Annotated in this window: 10 protein-coding genes; 2 read left to right on the plus strand and 8 right to left on the minus strand. The window is 69.7% G+C overall.

Going from position 1 to position 13857, the window contains the following annotated elements:
• Positions 1–120: 120 nt before the first annotated feature.
• The 5 genes from pheT to POL67_RS20715 form a co-directional block, all read right to left on the minus strand.
• Complete coding sequence (gene pheT / locus POL67_RS20695; protein WP_271919613.1) at positions 121–2589, minus strand: phenylalanine--tRNA ligase subunit beta; 2469 nt, start codon at positions 2587–2589, stop codon at positions 121–123.
• A gap of 126 nt (positions 2590–2715) precedes the next feature.
• Complete coding sequence (locus tag POL67_RS20700) at positions 2716–3795, minus strand: DUF4340 domain-containing protein (protein WP_271919615.1); 1080 nt, start codon at positions 3793–3795, stop codon at positions 2716–2718.
• A gap of 21 nt (positions 3796–3816) precedes the next feature.
• Entirely contained in the window at positions 3817–5658 is a 1842-nt protein-coding gene (locus POL67_RS20705) for a GldG family protein (RefSeq protein ID WP_271919617.1), read from the minus strand.
• Positions 5659–5668: 10 nt separating this feature from the next.
• On the minus strand, positions 5669–6406 hold the full coding sequence (locus POL67_RS20710) for an ABC transporter permease (protein ID WP_136932552.1): 738 nt from the start codon (positions 6404–6406) through the stop codon (positions 5669–5671).
• 6 nt (positions 6407–6412) lie between these two features.
• Positions 6413–7573: an ABC transporter ATP-binding protein gene (locus POL67_RS20715; protein WP_271919621.1), complete on the minus strand. Its 1161-nt coding sequence runs from the start codon at positions 7571–7573 to the stop codon at positions 6413–6415.
• A 459-nt stretch (positions 7574–8032) separates the two neighbouring features.
• On the opposite strand from POL67_RS20715, the gene POL67_RS20720 reads away from it, so the two are divergent.
• Complete coding sequence (locus POL67_RS20720) at positions 8033–9133, plus strand: hypothetical protein (protein ID WP_271919623.1); 1101 nt, start codon at positions 8033–8035, stop codon at positions 9131–9133.
• Between the two features lie 100 nt (positions 9134–9233).
• Positions 9234–11066 carry a GAF domain-containing sensor histidine kinase gene (locus tag POL67_RS20725; protein ID WP_271919624.1) on the plus strand — a complete coding sequence of 611 codons (1833 nt, stop codon included), beginning with the start codon at positions 9234–9236 and terminating at the stop codon, positions 11064–11066.
• On the opposite strand, the gene POL67_RS20730 is transcribed toward POL67_RS20725, so the two are convergent.
• From POL67_RS20730 to POL67_RS20740, 3 genes are read right to left on the minus strand one after another with little or no spacing between them, the layout of a single operon-like run.
• Positions 11060–11629 carry a hypothetical protein gene (locus POL67_RS20730; RefSeq protein ID WP_271919626.1) on the minus strand — a complete coding sequence of 190 codons (570 nt, stop codon included), beginning with the start codon at positions 11627–11629 and terminating at the stop codon, positions 11060–11062. The genes POL67_RS20725 and POL67_RS20730 overlap by 7 nt on opposite strands.
• 22 nt (positions 11630–11651) lie before the next feature.
• Positions 11652–13073, minus strand: coding sequence for a hypothetical protein (locus tag POL67_RS20735; RefSeq protein ID WP_271919628.1), 1422 nt, complete (start codon positions 13071–13073; stop codon positions 11652–11654).
• Positions 13054–13794, minus strand: coding sequence for a hypothetical protein (locus tag POL67_RS20740; RefSeq protein ID WP_271919631.1), 741 nt, complete (start codon positions 13792–13794; stop codon positions 13054–13056). Before POL67_RS20740 ends, POL67_RS20735 begins: the two co-directional genes overlap by 20 nt.
• Between the last annotated feature and the right edge of the window lie 63 nt (positions 13795–13857).

A 13857-nucleotide genomic window follows, 5' to 3' on the forward strand; every position in this document is an offset into this window, starting at 1 on the left:
CGTTGCCGGCGAGAACTCTCGTTCAGGGGCCGCCCACGCTACGGCCGCACGCGAAAAGGCGTCCGTCCGCGCAACGCGGTAGGAATTTTGTGGACGTGCTGCAAGGAGGAGGGACGGAGCTCAGGCGCGGAGCGTGGCGCCGAAGCGGGCGTGGACGGTCTCGACGACGGACTTGTGTCGCCGGTCGACTTCCTCGTCCGTGAGGGTGCGCGCCTGCTCGGGGGCGGTCGCGGCGCGCGGGTCGCGATAGACGACGTGGAAGGCGAGGGAGCGGTGGCCCGCGGGGATGCTGCCGCCGCGGAAGAGGTCGAAGACCTCCACGGACTCGCAGAGCTCACCGCCGGCCTCGCGGATGGCCGTGCCGACCGCGCCCGCCTCGACCTCGTCCGAGACGACGAGCGCGATGTCGCGCGTCGCGGCGGGCAGGGTCGGGATCGGGCGGTACTGCGGGCGCGCCGCGCCGACCTCGGCGAGGGCGCGGAGATCGAGCTCCACGATGACCGCGGAGCCATCGAGGTCGAGCTTGTCGACGACGTCGGGATGCAGGACGCCGAACGCGCCGACGACGCGCCCCTTCACGAGGATCTGCCCCGCCGCGCGCGGGTGCAGGTACGGCGCGCGTGTCGCCTCGGGCTGGTGCGCGACGTCGGCCTTTTCGTGGGTGACGCGCTCGACGATCTCGAGGGCCACGCCCTTCGCGTCGTACACGTCGACCTCGACCGGCTTTTGCAGCGGCGAGCGACGGTAACCGGCGAGCACCGCGGCGAACGAGGGGGCTTCGTCGGCGAGCGGCGCGCGCGTGGGATCGGCGAGGAACCGCGCGCCAACTGTGAAGAGACGGATGTCGGGGACGCCATGCCTGCGAGCGCGCCGCACAGCTTCGAGCAGGCCCGGGAGCAACGACGTGCGCATCACGGAGCGGTCCTGCGTGAGCGGGTTCAAGAGGCGGAACGGCGCTGGCGGCAGGCCGAGCGCTTCGATCTCCTCGGGCGAGACGAAGCCGTACGTGATCGCCTCCGAGAGCCCCACGGAGACGGCCGCGCCGCGCACGCGGAGCGAGAGGTCGAACGCGTGGCGCGGGGGCTGCGGCCGCAGGGCCGGGAGCACCGTCGGCACGGTGCCGAGGCCACGCACGCGGACGACCTCCTCGACGAGATCCGCCTCGCCGGCGATGTCGGGCCGGTGCGAGGGCGGGATGACGTCGGCATACGCTTGTTCGCCTTCGCCGTGCGTGCCGCGGACCTCGAAGCCGAGGCGCGTGAGGATGTCGGTCGCCTCGGGGAGCGGGACGTCCGTGCCGAGGAGCGCATTCATACGCGCGGCGCGCAGGCGCACGGGCTCGCGGGCCGGGATCTTCGCGCCCGCGAGGATCGGCTCGCGCGCTGCTGCGCCGCCCGCGAGCTCCGTGAGCAGCGTGGTCGCGTAGGCGAGCGCGTCTTCGAGCGAGCCGTGATCGACGCCGCGCTCGAAGCGGTGGCTCGACTCGGTGTGCATGCCGTGCCTGCGCGCGGTGCGCCGCACGCTGCGCGGCGCGAAGTAGGCGCATTCGAGGAGCACGCGCGTGGTGCTGGCGTGGATCTCGCTGTTCGCGCCGCCCATGATGCCCGCGAGCGCGGTGGGCCCCTCGGCGTCCGCGATCACGAGATCATCCACGTCGAGCTTGCGATCCTCGCCGTCGAGCGTCTTCAGGGGTTCGCCCGGCGTGGCGCGGCGCACGAGGATCTGGCTGCCGCGCACGTCGTTCAGATCAAACGCGTGCATCGGCTGCCCGTACTCGAGCAGCACGAGGTTCGTCACGTCGACGACGTTCGAGATCGAACGAACGCCGAGGCTCTCGAGTCGGTAGCGCAGCCACGTGGGCGAGGGGCCGATCGTCACGCCGAGCACGAGGCCCGCGCCGTACCGCGGGCAACGCTCGGTGTCGTCGATCCGCACGGACACGTGGCGCGACACGGTCTCGCCCTCGGCGAAGCGCGCGGGCGCCTTCGGCGTGGGCTTTTTCCACGGCAGGTTGAAGAGCGCCGCGATCTCGCGGGCGAGGCCGATGTGGCCGAGCGCGTCCGGACGGTTGGGGGTCAAACCAAGGTGGAGGATGTAGTCGTGCACCTCGGGCATGGCCTCGCGGAGCGGCGTGCCCGGCGCGGCGAGGCCCTTCGGCAGGATCAGGATCCCCGCGTCCTCGTCCTTGCTCGCGACCGCGGAGAGGCCGAGCTCGCGCTCGGAGCAGAGCATGCCCTCGCTGACGACCCCGCCGATTTCGCGCGGCGTGAGCGTCATGTTCACGGCCGGCAGGTGCGCGCCGAGGGGCGCAAACGCCACGAGGCCGCCCGGCTCGGGCACGTTCGGCGCGCCGCAGACGATGCGCTGCTCGGCGCCGCCTCGGTTGATCGTGACGAGCTTGAGCTTCGCTCGCGATGGGTGCGGTTCGTAGGCCTTCACCTCGGCCACGACGAGCGTCTTCGTGCCCTCGCCGAATTCGGTGATCGCCTCGACCTCGATCCCGGCGTGCGTGAGACGCCGCCCGATCTCCTCGGGAGAAGCATCGAGACCGGGGATGAGCTCGCGAATCCAGCGGTAAGAGGCCTTCATGACCTCTGCGGCCTAAAACGCATGAAACGTCCGGTCAAGCTTTCTCGACCGGGGCCACAAAACGGCGAAGGCTCCTTCTCGGGTCGAAAAGGAGCCTTCGTCTGTCCGGAACCTACCGGGCTCGGTTTATTCGAGCTCGGGAGGCGCGTCGTGGCCGTGGCCGTCGTCCGCGCCGTGTTCGTCCTTCTTTTCGTCCTTCTTCTTGTCGTCGGACTTCTCGAACTTGGCGCGATCCGCCGTGGCCCAGTCGCCCGACCACGACGAGATCACGTAGACCGTGCCGTCCCCGCCATCCTTCTGGGCGAAGCGGCTCGATCCCTTGCTCGTCTTGCCGACCTTGACCGTGATGTCGCCGGCGTTGTCCTTGAGCTTGATCTGGACCACGCCGCCGTTCGCCTCGGCCGCGTCGATCCCGGCGTCCGATTTCTCGTCACCGAAATCCTCGGCGGTCAGGGACTTGAAGGCGCGCAGCATGTCCTTGACCTTGGCCTCGTCGAACTTCTCCCACTTCTTCTCGGGCTTCTCGAGCTTCTTGTCCTTGTCGCGCTTCGCGTACGAGCCCGCCCACTTCTCGTCGTTCTTCGAGAAGCTGAACTGGCCGTTCGTGTTGGTCACGGACACCTGGATCACGTTCGCGTCCTCGAACTTGAGGATCGACGTCTCGCGCCAGTTCTTGACCTCACGCGTGTAGAGGAAGTTCGAGTAGCCGCCGACCACCCACACGCCGTCCTTGCCGCCGACACGCGCGAGCTGGCCACGAGAGCCGCTCTTGCCGAAGTAGGCGTCGAAGATCTTGCCGTCGCCCTTGTAGGCGAGGACGTGGACGCCCTTCTCGTCGTCGAGCTCGTACTGCTTGTAGGTGCCCGTGCCGCGGTCGATGCTCTCCTTGACCTTGATCTCCTTCAAGTTGTCGAGGAGCGACCGCACGTTCGACGCGTTCGCCTTGGCGGACACGGGAGCCACGAGCTCCCATGCGTCGCCCTTCTTCTCCAGCGTGACGCTCGATTTGTCGGCGTTCTTGATCTCGATCTTGGTGATCGCCTCGACGTCCTCCTTCGAGGGCGCGAGCGCCGGGAAGTCGGCCGTCGCCGCGGTCGCGGAGTGGGCCGACATCTCCTTCTGCTTCGTCTGCCTCGTGGCGTAGAGGCCGCCGCCGAGGGCCGCGAGGACGCCGATCGCCACGTAGATCTTGTATTCGGTCTTCATGGGTTTCCTTCGTCTTCGTCGTCAGTCGAGTCGGATGGATTCCCGCGCGTTCTCACGCCGCCACCAGCGGAAGAGGCCGAACGCCGCGAAGAGCAAGGGGCCGAAGAGCGTGAGCGACCACTGCACCCGCGTCTGCGTCTTCTTGCGCTCGAGGCGGTACTCCTCGGCCTTCTTCGTCGCCGTCGACTCGTCGTCGGTCGCGTCGATCTTCGGCGCTTCGATGTTCGCGTACGTGAGCTTGGGCTCCTGAAGGAGCTTCGCGCTCGTCGCGATGAGGTCCGAGTCGCCGCTCATCCAGTCGAGGACGTTCTTGAACGCGAGGATCGTCGCCGTCAGGTAGTTCTGGGCGTACGGCATCGAGAGCATCTGCAGATCCTCGTCGCCGCCCATGCCGCCCATCATCATCATCTGCGGCGGCATCGGGGGCGCGTTGCCCGAACGCGCGTAGGGGTTCGCGAGGAACTGCGAGGCGCTGATCACGAGCAGACGGCTCTTGTCCTTCGACTCGGCCGCCGTCTCGATGCCTTCACCCGCGCCGCCGAACGCGCTCTTGATCTTGCCCTCGAGCGCGACGGCCATCGCGCGCTGGCCGTACTCGCCCTTCGGCTTGGCCTGCGCGGAGAACTTGAGGTCGATCGCGTCGGAGGTGTCGATCGTGCTGCGCGGCGTCGAGCGAGCGACCACCTTCATCTGCGCGCCCGGCTGCTTCTCCGGGTGCGGGACGAGCGTCGACGGGAAGGGGAACGCGAGCTCCTCGATGCGGAAGAAGCCGGCGAACGACGAGTCGAGCGTCTGCTCCTTCTCGTCGAGGCCGTCGACGTGCTGCGCGTGCGCCATGCCGTAGCCGATGATGCCGATGACCTGGCCGGTCTGCGTCGGGACCGCGATCCGGACGGGGCGACCCCAGTCCATGATCGCTTCCTTCTTCATCTCGACGCCGTAGCCGTCGAGCAGTTTGTCCAGGCCGTGGAGGTTCAGCTCGGCCTTCATCGCCGCGTCGGAGGCCTTGAGGTTCACGGCGCCCGCGACCACCACGACCGACTTGTTCCCCTCCATGAGGAACTGATCGATGCGGCGGAGCTCCTTCTCCGTGTAGTCCTTGCCGGGCTGCGTGATGATGATGCCGGCGAGCTCCTTGTTGATCTCGGCGTCGCCGTTCTGCAGGTCGACCTCCTCGATCTTGTAGAAGGGCAGCGCCTGGTCGAGGATCCCCTTCATCGAGGGACCGCCGCCACGGCCGGGCTGCGCCGCCACGAGGTTCGTGTCGGTCAGCTTCATCTCGTCCTTGCCCGTGATGACGCCGTACTTCTGGTAGACGTTGTCGGCGCGGTCGCGGAGCTCCCGGATCTTGTTGGTGATCCAGAATTCGAGGCCCTGCGACTGGTCCGCGGACAGGATCGGGATAGCCTCTTTTTCGCTGCCGTACTTGAAGGCGATGCCCATGAAGCCGCGCGTGATCGTGGCCTGATCCTGGCCCGTCTCGCTGCCCTCACCGAAGGCGGCTTCCTGCAGGCCCGCTTCCTTTGCGGCCGTGCGTTGCTCCTCGGTCTTCGGCTCGACGAGCGTGTACTTGAACTTGCCGTTCGAGCCGCGCTCGTACTCGTTCATCAGGTCGACGAGGTCCTGGATGAAGGCCTCCTGCTTGGGACCGCCGCGCGTCACGTAGACGTCGACCTGCAGGTCTTGCTTGAGGCCCTCGGAGACGAGGCGCGCCGATCCCTTCGACAGGGTGAACCGCTCGTTCTTCGTCACGTCGATGCGCTTGTTCTGGATGAACGCGATGACGTTCACGACGACGAGGATCGCCGCGACGAGGACGAGATAGACGCCGGTAGCCGCTCTGGCCTTGGTCTTGCGTTCCATGGCCTTCCTCCTACGCCCACTTCCGGCGCTCGAGCGCGCGGAACGCCGCCATCAGGCAGCCCACCGCGATCGAGGCGAAGTAAACGATGTCACGGGTGTTGATCATGCCCTTCGCGAAGGGCACGAGGCGGGTGTCGAAGCTGATGAACGAGATCGCCTCGCGCAGCCAGGGCGTCGGCATCTTGTCCGCCACGCTGCCGACCATGTGAAGCGCGAAGAGCACCACGAAGGTGATGAAGAACGCGACCGTCTGGCTCTCCGCGAGCGCCGAGATCAGAAGGCCGATCGAGACGGCCGCCGCGCTGTAGAGCAGCAGGCCGAGGTACCCCGAGTAGACCGGGCCCATGTCGAGCGGCCCGAGATCCCAGGGCTTGAAGAACATGAGCAGCGGGTAGAGCAGCGTCGAGGCGACGAGCAGGAGCACGAGCCCCCACGCCCCGAGGAATTTGCCCAGGATCACCTCGTGATCCTTCACGGGCAGGGTGATCAGCATCTCGAGCGTGCCCGAGCGCTTCTCCTCCGCGAGGAGGCGCATCGTCACGACGGGGATGATCAGGAACGACAAACCCCGCGGCGCCTGCGCGAAGATCTGCACGAGCGAGGCCCGGTCCTGCTGCCAGAAGCCGCCCCCGAACTCGAAGAACACGAAGCCCAGAAGGATCAGCCCGAGGCAGATCACGACGTAGGCCAGCGTCGAGTCGAAGTTCGAGCGGAACTCGCGCTTCGCGATGATGAATGTGGTGCCCATCGGCGTTCAGCCCTTCTTCTTCTTGTCGTCCTCGTCGGACTCGTCTTCGTCCTCGTCCTCGTCGGACTCATCCTCGTCGGACTCGTCTTCGGCGGACGTGTCCTCGTCCTCGTCCTCGTCTTCGGCGGACGCCTCGGCCTCGTCCTCGTCGTCTTCGACGACGGGACGGCCGCGATCACGGCGCTCGTCGTTCTTCGTGAGCGCCTTGAACACGTCCTCGAGCTTCTGCGCCTCCCGACGCATCTCGAGCATGAGCCAGCCCTTCGAGACGATGAGCTGGAAGATCTCTGCGCGGATGTCGCCGTCCTGCGCGCCCGCGAGCTGGAAGCTGTGCGCGCGATCGTCCGTCGGCAGCTCCACGACGCTCGTCACGCCGGGCAGCTTCTCGAGGGCCGCTTGCACTTCCTCGGCGCTCGGCGCCTTCTTCGCGGGGCCTCCCTCGAAGACGCGCTTCTCGTGCACCTGGACCACGTAGCGGACGCGGCCGCTCTTCGCGCGGATCTCCTCGAGCGGCCCGTCGGCGACGATGCGCCCCTTCGAGACGATGATCGCGCGCGCGCACGCCTGCTCGACCTCGGACAGGTTGTGGGTCGAGAGGAGGATCGTGCGCTCCTTGCCGATCTCCTGGATGTACTTGATGACCTCGGCCTTCTCGTTCGGGTCGAGGTCGCTCGTCGGCTCGTCGAGGATGAGAATGGGCGGGTCGTGCACGAGCGCCTGGGCGAGGCCGACGCGCTGCCGGTAGCCGTGCGACAGGTCGCGGATGTCCTTGCCGAGGCTCGTCGCGAGGCCACAGACCTCGACGATGTTCTTCATGCGCTTCTTGAACGTGGACGTCTCGAGCCCACGCATGTCCGCGACGAAGGTCAGGTACTCCCAGACGCTCATTTCCCCGTAGAGGGGCGCGCGCTGGGGCAGGTAGCCGATCTTCTTCCGGACCTCGAGGGGATCGTCGAATACGTCGTAGCCATGCACCCGCGCCGTCCCGCCGGTGGCGGAAATGAAGCAGGTGAGAATACGCATCGTCGTGGACTTGCCGGCGCCGTTCGGGCCGAGAAAGCCCACCACCTCCCCGCGGTGGACCTCGAAGCTCACCTTGTCGAGCGCGCGAAACGCCCCGTATCGCTTGGTGAGCCCATTGGCCTCGATCATCACGTCGGTAGACAATCCGACCTCCTTCGGTAGAGCGCGCACCTGAGCGCCCTTTGTCGCTGCACGGTAAAACCAGGTGAGGGTCCGCCAGAGCCGCACGGCGGCGCCCCCTCGGCTCGGGATCTCGCGATCTTGACGATCTGGCCCGAGCGAACGGCGCGCATCCTAGCGGTGGGCGGATCCGTGTCAACGCCATGGTGACGTCGATCGCGCGGCCCAAACCCCCATCGAACGGCTTTATTCCCGGTCCCATGTCCCAGGTTGTGTAGTCCGGCGTACTCGATGTGGGCAGCAGACGCGGAAGGGACGAGGTGCGGGAAAGGGGCGGCGGGGCGGGAAGACGCGGGCGGCGCGGAAGCGGCGAGGAGGGCGGAGGGAGCCAGGACGTTCGGACCGACGGGCGGGGCGGAGGGGGCGGTGGTAGCCTCGGGGCATCTTTCTTCGGCGCGGCGAGCGGCGAGCAGGAGGTCCTTCATGTCCCTTCGTAAGCAGTGGTCTGTTCTGGGTACGAGCGCGGCGTGCGCGTTCGGGCTTTGTGTCCTTCTCTCGACGGCGTGTCGGGGCGACGGGATCGCCCAGCCAGCGGGGGGGCCGGCGGGCGGCGGGGCGACCGGCGGCACAGGCGGCACAGGCGGCACAGGCGGCACAGGCGGCGCGGGCGGCGACGGCGGCGACGGCGGCGCCGGGGGCGCGACGTGCGACGGCAAGGAGGTGACGATCGAGCAGATCACGAACGCCAAGGCCGCCGGCGCGGTCGGGAAGGGGACACCCGTGCGGGTGAAGGGCGCCGTGGCCATGAGCCACAAGTTCCTCGTCTCGCAGAGCAACGCGGGCAACTGCCTGTGGGGCGTGTTCGTGTCGGCGCCCGGCCTGACGGAGACGAAGGAGTACTCCGGGGTGATGGTGCTGAGCTACGGCGTGCCCGCGGTGATCCCGCCCGGCGGCAACAAGGCGTACTGCCCGAAGCTGTCGAACTACTACGAGGGCGATCCGCTGCCGGGCGACGCGATCCCGGACGACGTGAAGCCGGGCGACACGCTCGACATCACGGGCGTGGCCGATTCGTTCCTGCTCGCGGCCTGCGCGAACGAGATGAACGGGAGCAAGGTGCCGCAGACGCAGATCGCCTTCACGTGCGCCGTGACGCGGACGGGGACGGCGCCGGTGCCGACGCCGCACGCGTTCACGGACGCGGCGGAGGTGGCGAAGCTCGGCTCGACGACGGACGCGGACTTCCACAACGCGTGGGGCGGCGTGAAGGTGCGGGTTTCGAACGCCAAACCCGTGCCCCAGCCGAACCCGGCGCCGATGGGGATGGGCGAGGTCGTGGTCGGCGATTTCGGCGTGATCAAGCTCCAGGACTCGAACGTCGAGATCGGCGACAAGATCTATTACCGCGGCTACGATAAAAACGCCTGCTACGGGGCGCCGGTGTTCTCGGACGTCAATATGACGTTCAATGCGATCGACGGCTTCCACTACCTCAGCTATTGCACCTGGGGCCTGCAGCCGAACGGCAAATGCAGCGATTTTGATCCGAAGAGCGAGGACTGCGGCGGCTTGACCTGCCCGTAGTCGGGCGTCGCCCCGAGCGGCCCTCGGCGCGCGCGCGTCGCTGAGGGCCGGCGCGTATCTCTTTCGCCCACGCCCCGATTCCGAGTACGCTCGGAGCATCATGGCCGCCCGCCGTACGACCGCCACGACAAGGCCGAGCCCCTCGCTCCAGGCGCTCCTCGGCCTTTCGGGGCTGCTCGCGCGCGGAAAAACCGGCGGCCTGCTCTCCGAGGCCCTCGCGCTCGTCCTCGAAGGCGTGGGCGCGCAGCGCGGCGCCGCCTACGAGGCCACCGAGGACGGACTCGAGCTGAAGGCCGACGTGGGGCTGCCCGCGACGCTGCGCGCCTACATCGGCACGTTCGCGAGCGCCGAGGTGCCCTGGTTTCCAGCACAGACGGCCGCCAAGAAGAGGCGCGTCACGACGGAGATGGATGCCGTCACGGCGTTGGCGGGGCGGATCGATCGGGAGCTCGTGAACAGCGCAGGCTGGGGCACGATCCTCGCCGCGCCCATCCTGATCGGCAGGGACGTGCTCGGCACGCTGGTCGTCGCTACGCCGTCGGCGGAGATGCTGTCGCCCGAGGCGCCGTTCGTGCTGGAGACGGCGGCGAACATGCTCGCGCTCTCGATGGCGCACGAAAAGGCGCGGGGGCGCGCCGCAGCCCTCACGACCGAGGAGGTGAAGCCCGCGGCGGCCGCGCACGAACGGCGGGGCACGGACACGAAGCTCGCGCGGCTGGCCATCCTGGGCTCGCTCGCGGCGGGGTTCGCCGACGAGATGCGCTGGCCGCTGTCGTCGCTCGGCACGCAGCTCGAGGAGCAAGAGAAGCTCATCGGCCACCTGCGCGTGCGGTTCCCCGGCGTGGCCTCGGCGCTCGACGATCTCGCGCGAATTCAGGACGAAGCCACGACGGCGCTCAAGTTCGCCCGGACGGCAGGGACGAGGCTGCTCTCGGCGCTGGAGGATTCGCGCGCGGAGCCTGTGGATCTCGAGGATCTCGCGCACGAAGCCGCGGCCCTCGTCGAGCCCACGGCGCGCGCGCGCAACGTCGATCTGCTGGTGACGGCCGTGCACGGGTCGTCGCCGGTCGTCGTCGGGAAGCGGAGTGATCTCGGTCAACTCCTGCTCGCCCTGCTCACGAATGGCGTCGAGGCCTGCGCGGTCGCCGCGGAGGCGGGCGCGAAGGTCGGTGAGGAGCCGCAAAAGCCGCTCGTGTGCGTGACCGTGACGCGCGACAAGGAGCAGGTCGCCGTGCGCGTCGAGGACGCGGGACCGGGTGTCCCGCCCGACGTGCGAGCCCGGATCTTCGACGCGTTTTTCACGACGAAAAAAGAATCCCTCGGGCTCGGTCTCACGCTCGCGCGGCAGATCGCGGTGGCGCACGGGGGAACGTTGGAGCTCGATCGATCGGATCTCGGCGGCGCGCTCCTCAAGGCCGTGCTGCCAGCCGCGCCGGCGGGCGTGTCGGTAGCGCGGAACCATCCGCCGCCGCCCTCCCGGCGCAAGCCTTTGGGGTCGCTTTCGTCGCTTCCCGCCGGCCCGTCCACGGCCCGCGACGGCTGGACCTCCGCCCCCAGGGCCATCGAGCAAAAGACGTCACGAAAGCCCGTCCGCGCGCCCCTCCCGGTCGGGAATGCGCTCGTGGTCGCCGCGGATACGGATGTGTGCGCACCCACGCAGCGGGTGCCACGGACGCCGTCCGGAGGGCATGCCGCGCAGACGCCGAAGGTCCCGGCGGTGGTGATGTCGCACCGGTCGAGGACGGCGCCCCGCGTGGACATCGTGTCGTCGCCGAGAGGGTATGATTCGTCGCAGATCGCGACGCAGAAGATCCAACCGAAGGCGCCCCGGTCGAGCACGACGCCGGGCGGGAGCGTGGTGCCGACCGCGCGGGTGCCCGAAGCGCCGAAAAGGGCGCCGCGATCCCGGCGGTCGAAAGAATCGCCTCAATAACCCCAGACGTATTCGGCGCGGAGGAAGGCGCCGATCATCTGGTCGACGCCGCCCTTCGGGCCGAGGAGGAGCACGCCGTAGCGGCCCGAGACGCCGAGCGTAAAACTCCTCGTGACCTGGTAATCGAGGCCGAGCGGAACGGAGAGGCCGAGGCGGCCGCTCGTGCAGCCCGTCTCGCCGGCCGCGCCGCACGGGTCGAGGGCCGAGACCGCATATCCGCCGGCCATGACGCCGACCCACGGGACCCAGCGCAGGACATCGAGGACGTATCCAACGCCCACGCCGCCGCCGGCGAGGAGGACAGGCGGCGCGCTGGGGGCGAAGCTGCCGTCGACTTGGACGAGGAGGTTGAACGTGTCCGTGAGGCCGTACGTGCCGTGGAGCGTGGCGCCGACGCCGTGGAGCGAGGTCGCCGTGGTGGGAATGCTCCCGCCGGGCAGGACGAGCGAATACCCGAGCCCGCCGCCGACGTGCCACTGCCGCTCGTAGGCCTCGGCCGCAGGCGTAAAGGCCAGCATCGAGAGGATCGAAGCAAGGAGCAAGGGCGCGCGGGACCGTCGCATCGGACAGATGCGATAGCACCTTTTACAGGTCGAGGTGCCGCGCGAGCTCGATCCGCGTCGGATCCGTAGCGACGCCGCGCAAGAATCGATAACGCGCCTCCCAGCGCGTCGCGGCCTCGGCATCGCCACGGAAGCGCGCCGCGTCGGCCCGCGCGAAGGCATAGGAGCGGAGCGAGAAGCGGCGCAAGTCGAAGGCCGAGGCCGCGTCGAGCCAGAGCTCCACGTCCCCCTCGGAAGGCGCGATCAAGCGCCCCGCGAGCGCGAGGTGCACGCCGAGCCAGGGCGGCGCGTCGCCGCGATCCCGGAGCGCCGCCCAGCGCGCCGCATGGCGGAGCGAAGGATCCGCGCCCGCAAGGCCGACCCAGCCGTCGAGCGCGCGCGTGACCCGCGCCGATTGCGAGGTCGCGTCGCCGGCCCGGAACGGCTCGAGCGGGTTGCCGAAGCCGATCCACGAGAGCGCCGTGCCCGCCTCGACGTCCGCCCACGGAGGGGGCGGCGCCGTCCGCGCGCCGAGCGCGCCGAGCTGCCAGCGCGCCCGCGCCGCGAGGAGCACGTCGTGGCAGGCCGTGGCCCGCGCCTCCGCGCGTTCGGCCGACGCCCGCGCCTCGTCACGCTTGCCGAGCGCCATGGCGAGCTCGGCACGCTGGAGCGCGACCGCCGCCGGGACCCGCGGATCCGAGGCGGCCTTGCCCGTGAGCTCGTCCTTCGCCGGCGCGTCGTCCACGGCGAGCTCCGCGAACGCCTTCTCCCGATCCCCGGCGAGCCGGAACACGTTCGACCGCACGAGCGCGCGGCCGTGAGGCCCGAGGCCAAGCGCGGTCGCGGCCTCGTCCGCGGCGTTCGCCCCGGAGGCCGCGTCGCCCTCCCGCGCGAGCGCCGCCGCCGCTTCCAGCCAGAGCGCGCCCCTCGCTGCGACGAGCGCCTCCGCTGTCCCGCTGCGCGGCCCCTCCTTGGGCGCGCGGAGCTTCGCTTCGACGCCGAGCACCCCGCGCGCTGCCGCCACGAACGTCGCCCCCGGGACCACCGGCGCAGGCTCCGCATCGCCGAGCACCGGCCGCCGCTCGGCGAGCCACTCGGTCGCGGTCCACGCGAGCGGCGCGGCGAGCGGATCCTCGTCGTCGCGCGCGCGGGACAGCCGAGCGACCTCGGCCGCGTCGAGATCCGCGCCCGCCGCGAGCATCGACGCGAGGAGCGCGACCCGCGCGCCCGGCCCACGCGGCCCGTTTTCCAGGAGCGACCTCGCAGCCGCGATGGCCGCCTGCACGGGCTCGGTCGCCTCGCCGTTCGCCCGGGCCGTGGCGAGGCGCAGCCGGAGGAGCGCGCGTTGCTCCACCGCATCCGCGCCTCCCGCCTTCGGGGTCTCCGGCATCGGCGGCGGCGATTTTCCCGCGCGCGCCGCGCACGCGACGAGCAGCGCGCGGATCTCACCGAAATCCCGCGACATGCCCTCGTACCTTCGCGGCCCGATCATCCTGCACGAACGGCAGCATCTCGAAGCCGCGCGTCGTGTCCTCGCCCATGCAGAGCACCGCGGCGATCGCCGTGCGGTGGTCGTGATCCCGCGGATCGTAGTCGGCGTATCTCCGCGCGAGGGCCTCGGCGCGTTTCGGATCGGCTTCGAGCAGGGCCGCGCGCATCGCCGCGATCCGCACGCGGAAGTCGAGCCACATGTCACCCCGCGCGAGCAGCGTGCGACGATCCCCCACCGCGTCCGCTTCCCGCCCGAGATCCGGCGCGCCGACCGAGGGACCGAGCTCGTCGAACGCGAGCCGCTGCGAGCCCTTTTTCACCACCTCGGCTTCGAGCTCGAGCGCGTCTGCCGCCTTGGCCAGGCGCTCCGCCGAGGGCGCGCCGACGGCTGCCTCGACGTAGTTCGCGACCGCGACCCGCGCGTTGAGCTCCTCGGCCCGGTAGCGCGCGCGGTTCGCGGTCCATGGCAGGCGCGCCGGTAGGAGCATCCACTCCATCGGCTCGCGGCAGGTCAGGACCTCCGGCGGCGCGGGGGACTCGTACGACACGAGGCACCGCTTCGCCTCCCGCGTCCCGTGCGCGAGCATGATCTCGGGCACGGTCACGAAGGAGGCCGCGCCCGTGGCCAGGACGGCGACGCTGGCGAGCGCGACCTTTTGCGCCTTGCCGAGCTGCTTTTGCCGCGTCGCGCCCATGGGCGCCCTTCTTAGCTGATTTTCGGTCGCCGCTGCACGGGGGAGCGCTCCGTCCGAGGCTTC

Origin of the sequence: Polyangium mundeleinium (assembly GCF_028369105.1) — a bacterium.
Taxonomy (GTDB): domain Bacteria; phylum Myxococcota_A; class Polyangia; order Polyangiales; family Polyangiaceae; genus Polyangium; species Polyangium mundeleinium.

Coding starts and splice junctions, on each gene's coding strand:
- pheT (WP_271919613.1), bottom strand. CDS start 2,589: ATGAAGGCCTCTTACCGCTGGATTCGCGAGCTCATCCCCGGTCTCGAT.
- POL67_RS20700 (WP_271919615.1), bottom strand. CDS start 3,795: ATGAAGACCGAATACAAGATCTACGTGGCGATCGGCGTCCTCGCGGCC.
- POL67_RS20705 (WP_271919617.1), bottom strand. CDS start 5,658: ATGGAACGCAAGACCAAGGCCAGAGCGGCTACCGGCGTCTATCTCGTC.
- POL67_RS20710 (WP_136932552.1), bottom strand. CDS start 6,406: ATGGGCACCACATTCATCATCGCGAAGCGCGAGTTCCGCTCGAACTTC.
- POL67_RS20720 (WP_271919623.1), top strand. CDS start 8,033: ATGTCCCTTCGTAAGCAGTGGTCTGTTCTGGGTACGAGCGCGGCGTGC.
- POL67_RS20725 (WP_271919624.1), top strand. CDS start 9,234: ATGGCCGCCCGCCGTACGACCGCCACGACAAGGCCGAGCCCCTCGCTC.
- POL67_RS20730 (WP_271919626.1), bottom strand. CDS start 11,629: ATGCGACGGTCCCGCGCGCCCTTGCTCCTTGCTTCGATCCTCTCGATG.
- POL67_RS20735 (WP_271919628.1), bottom strand. CDS start 13,073: ATGTCGCGGGATTTCGGTGAGATCCGCGCGCTGCTCGTCGCGTGCGCG.
- POL67_RS20740 (WP_271919631.1), bottom strand. CDS start 13,794: ATGGGCGCGACGCGGCAAAAGCAGCTCGGCAAGGCGCAAAAGGTCGCG.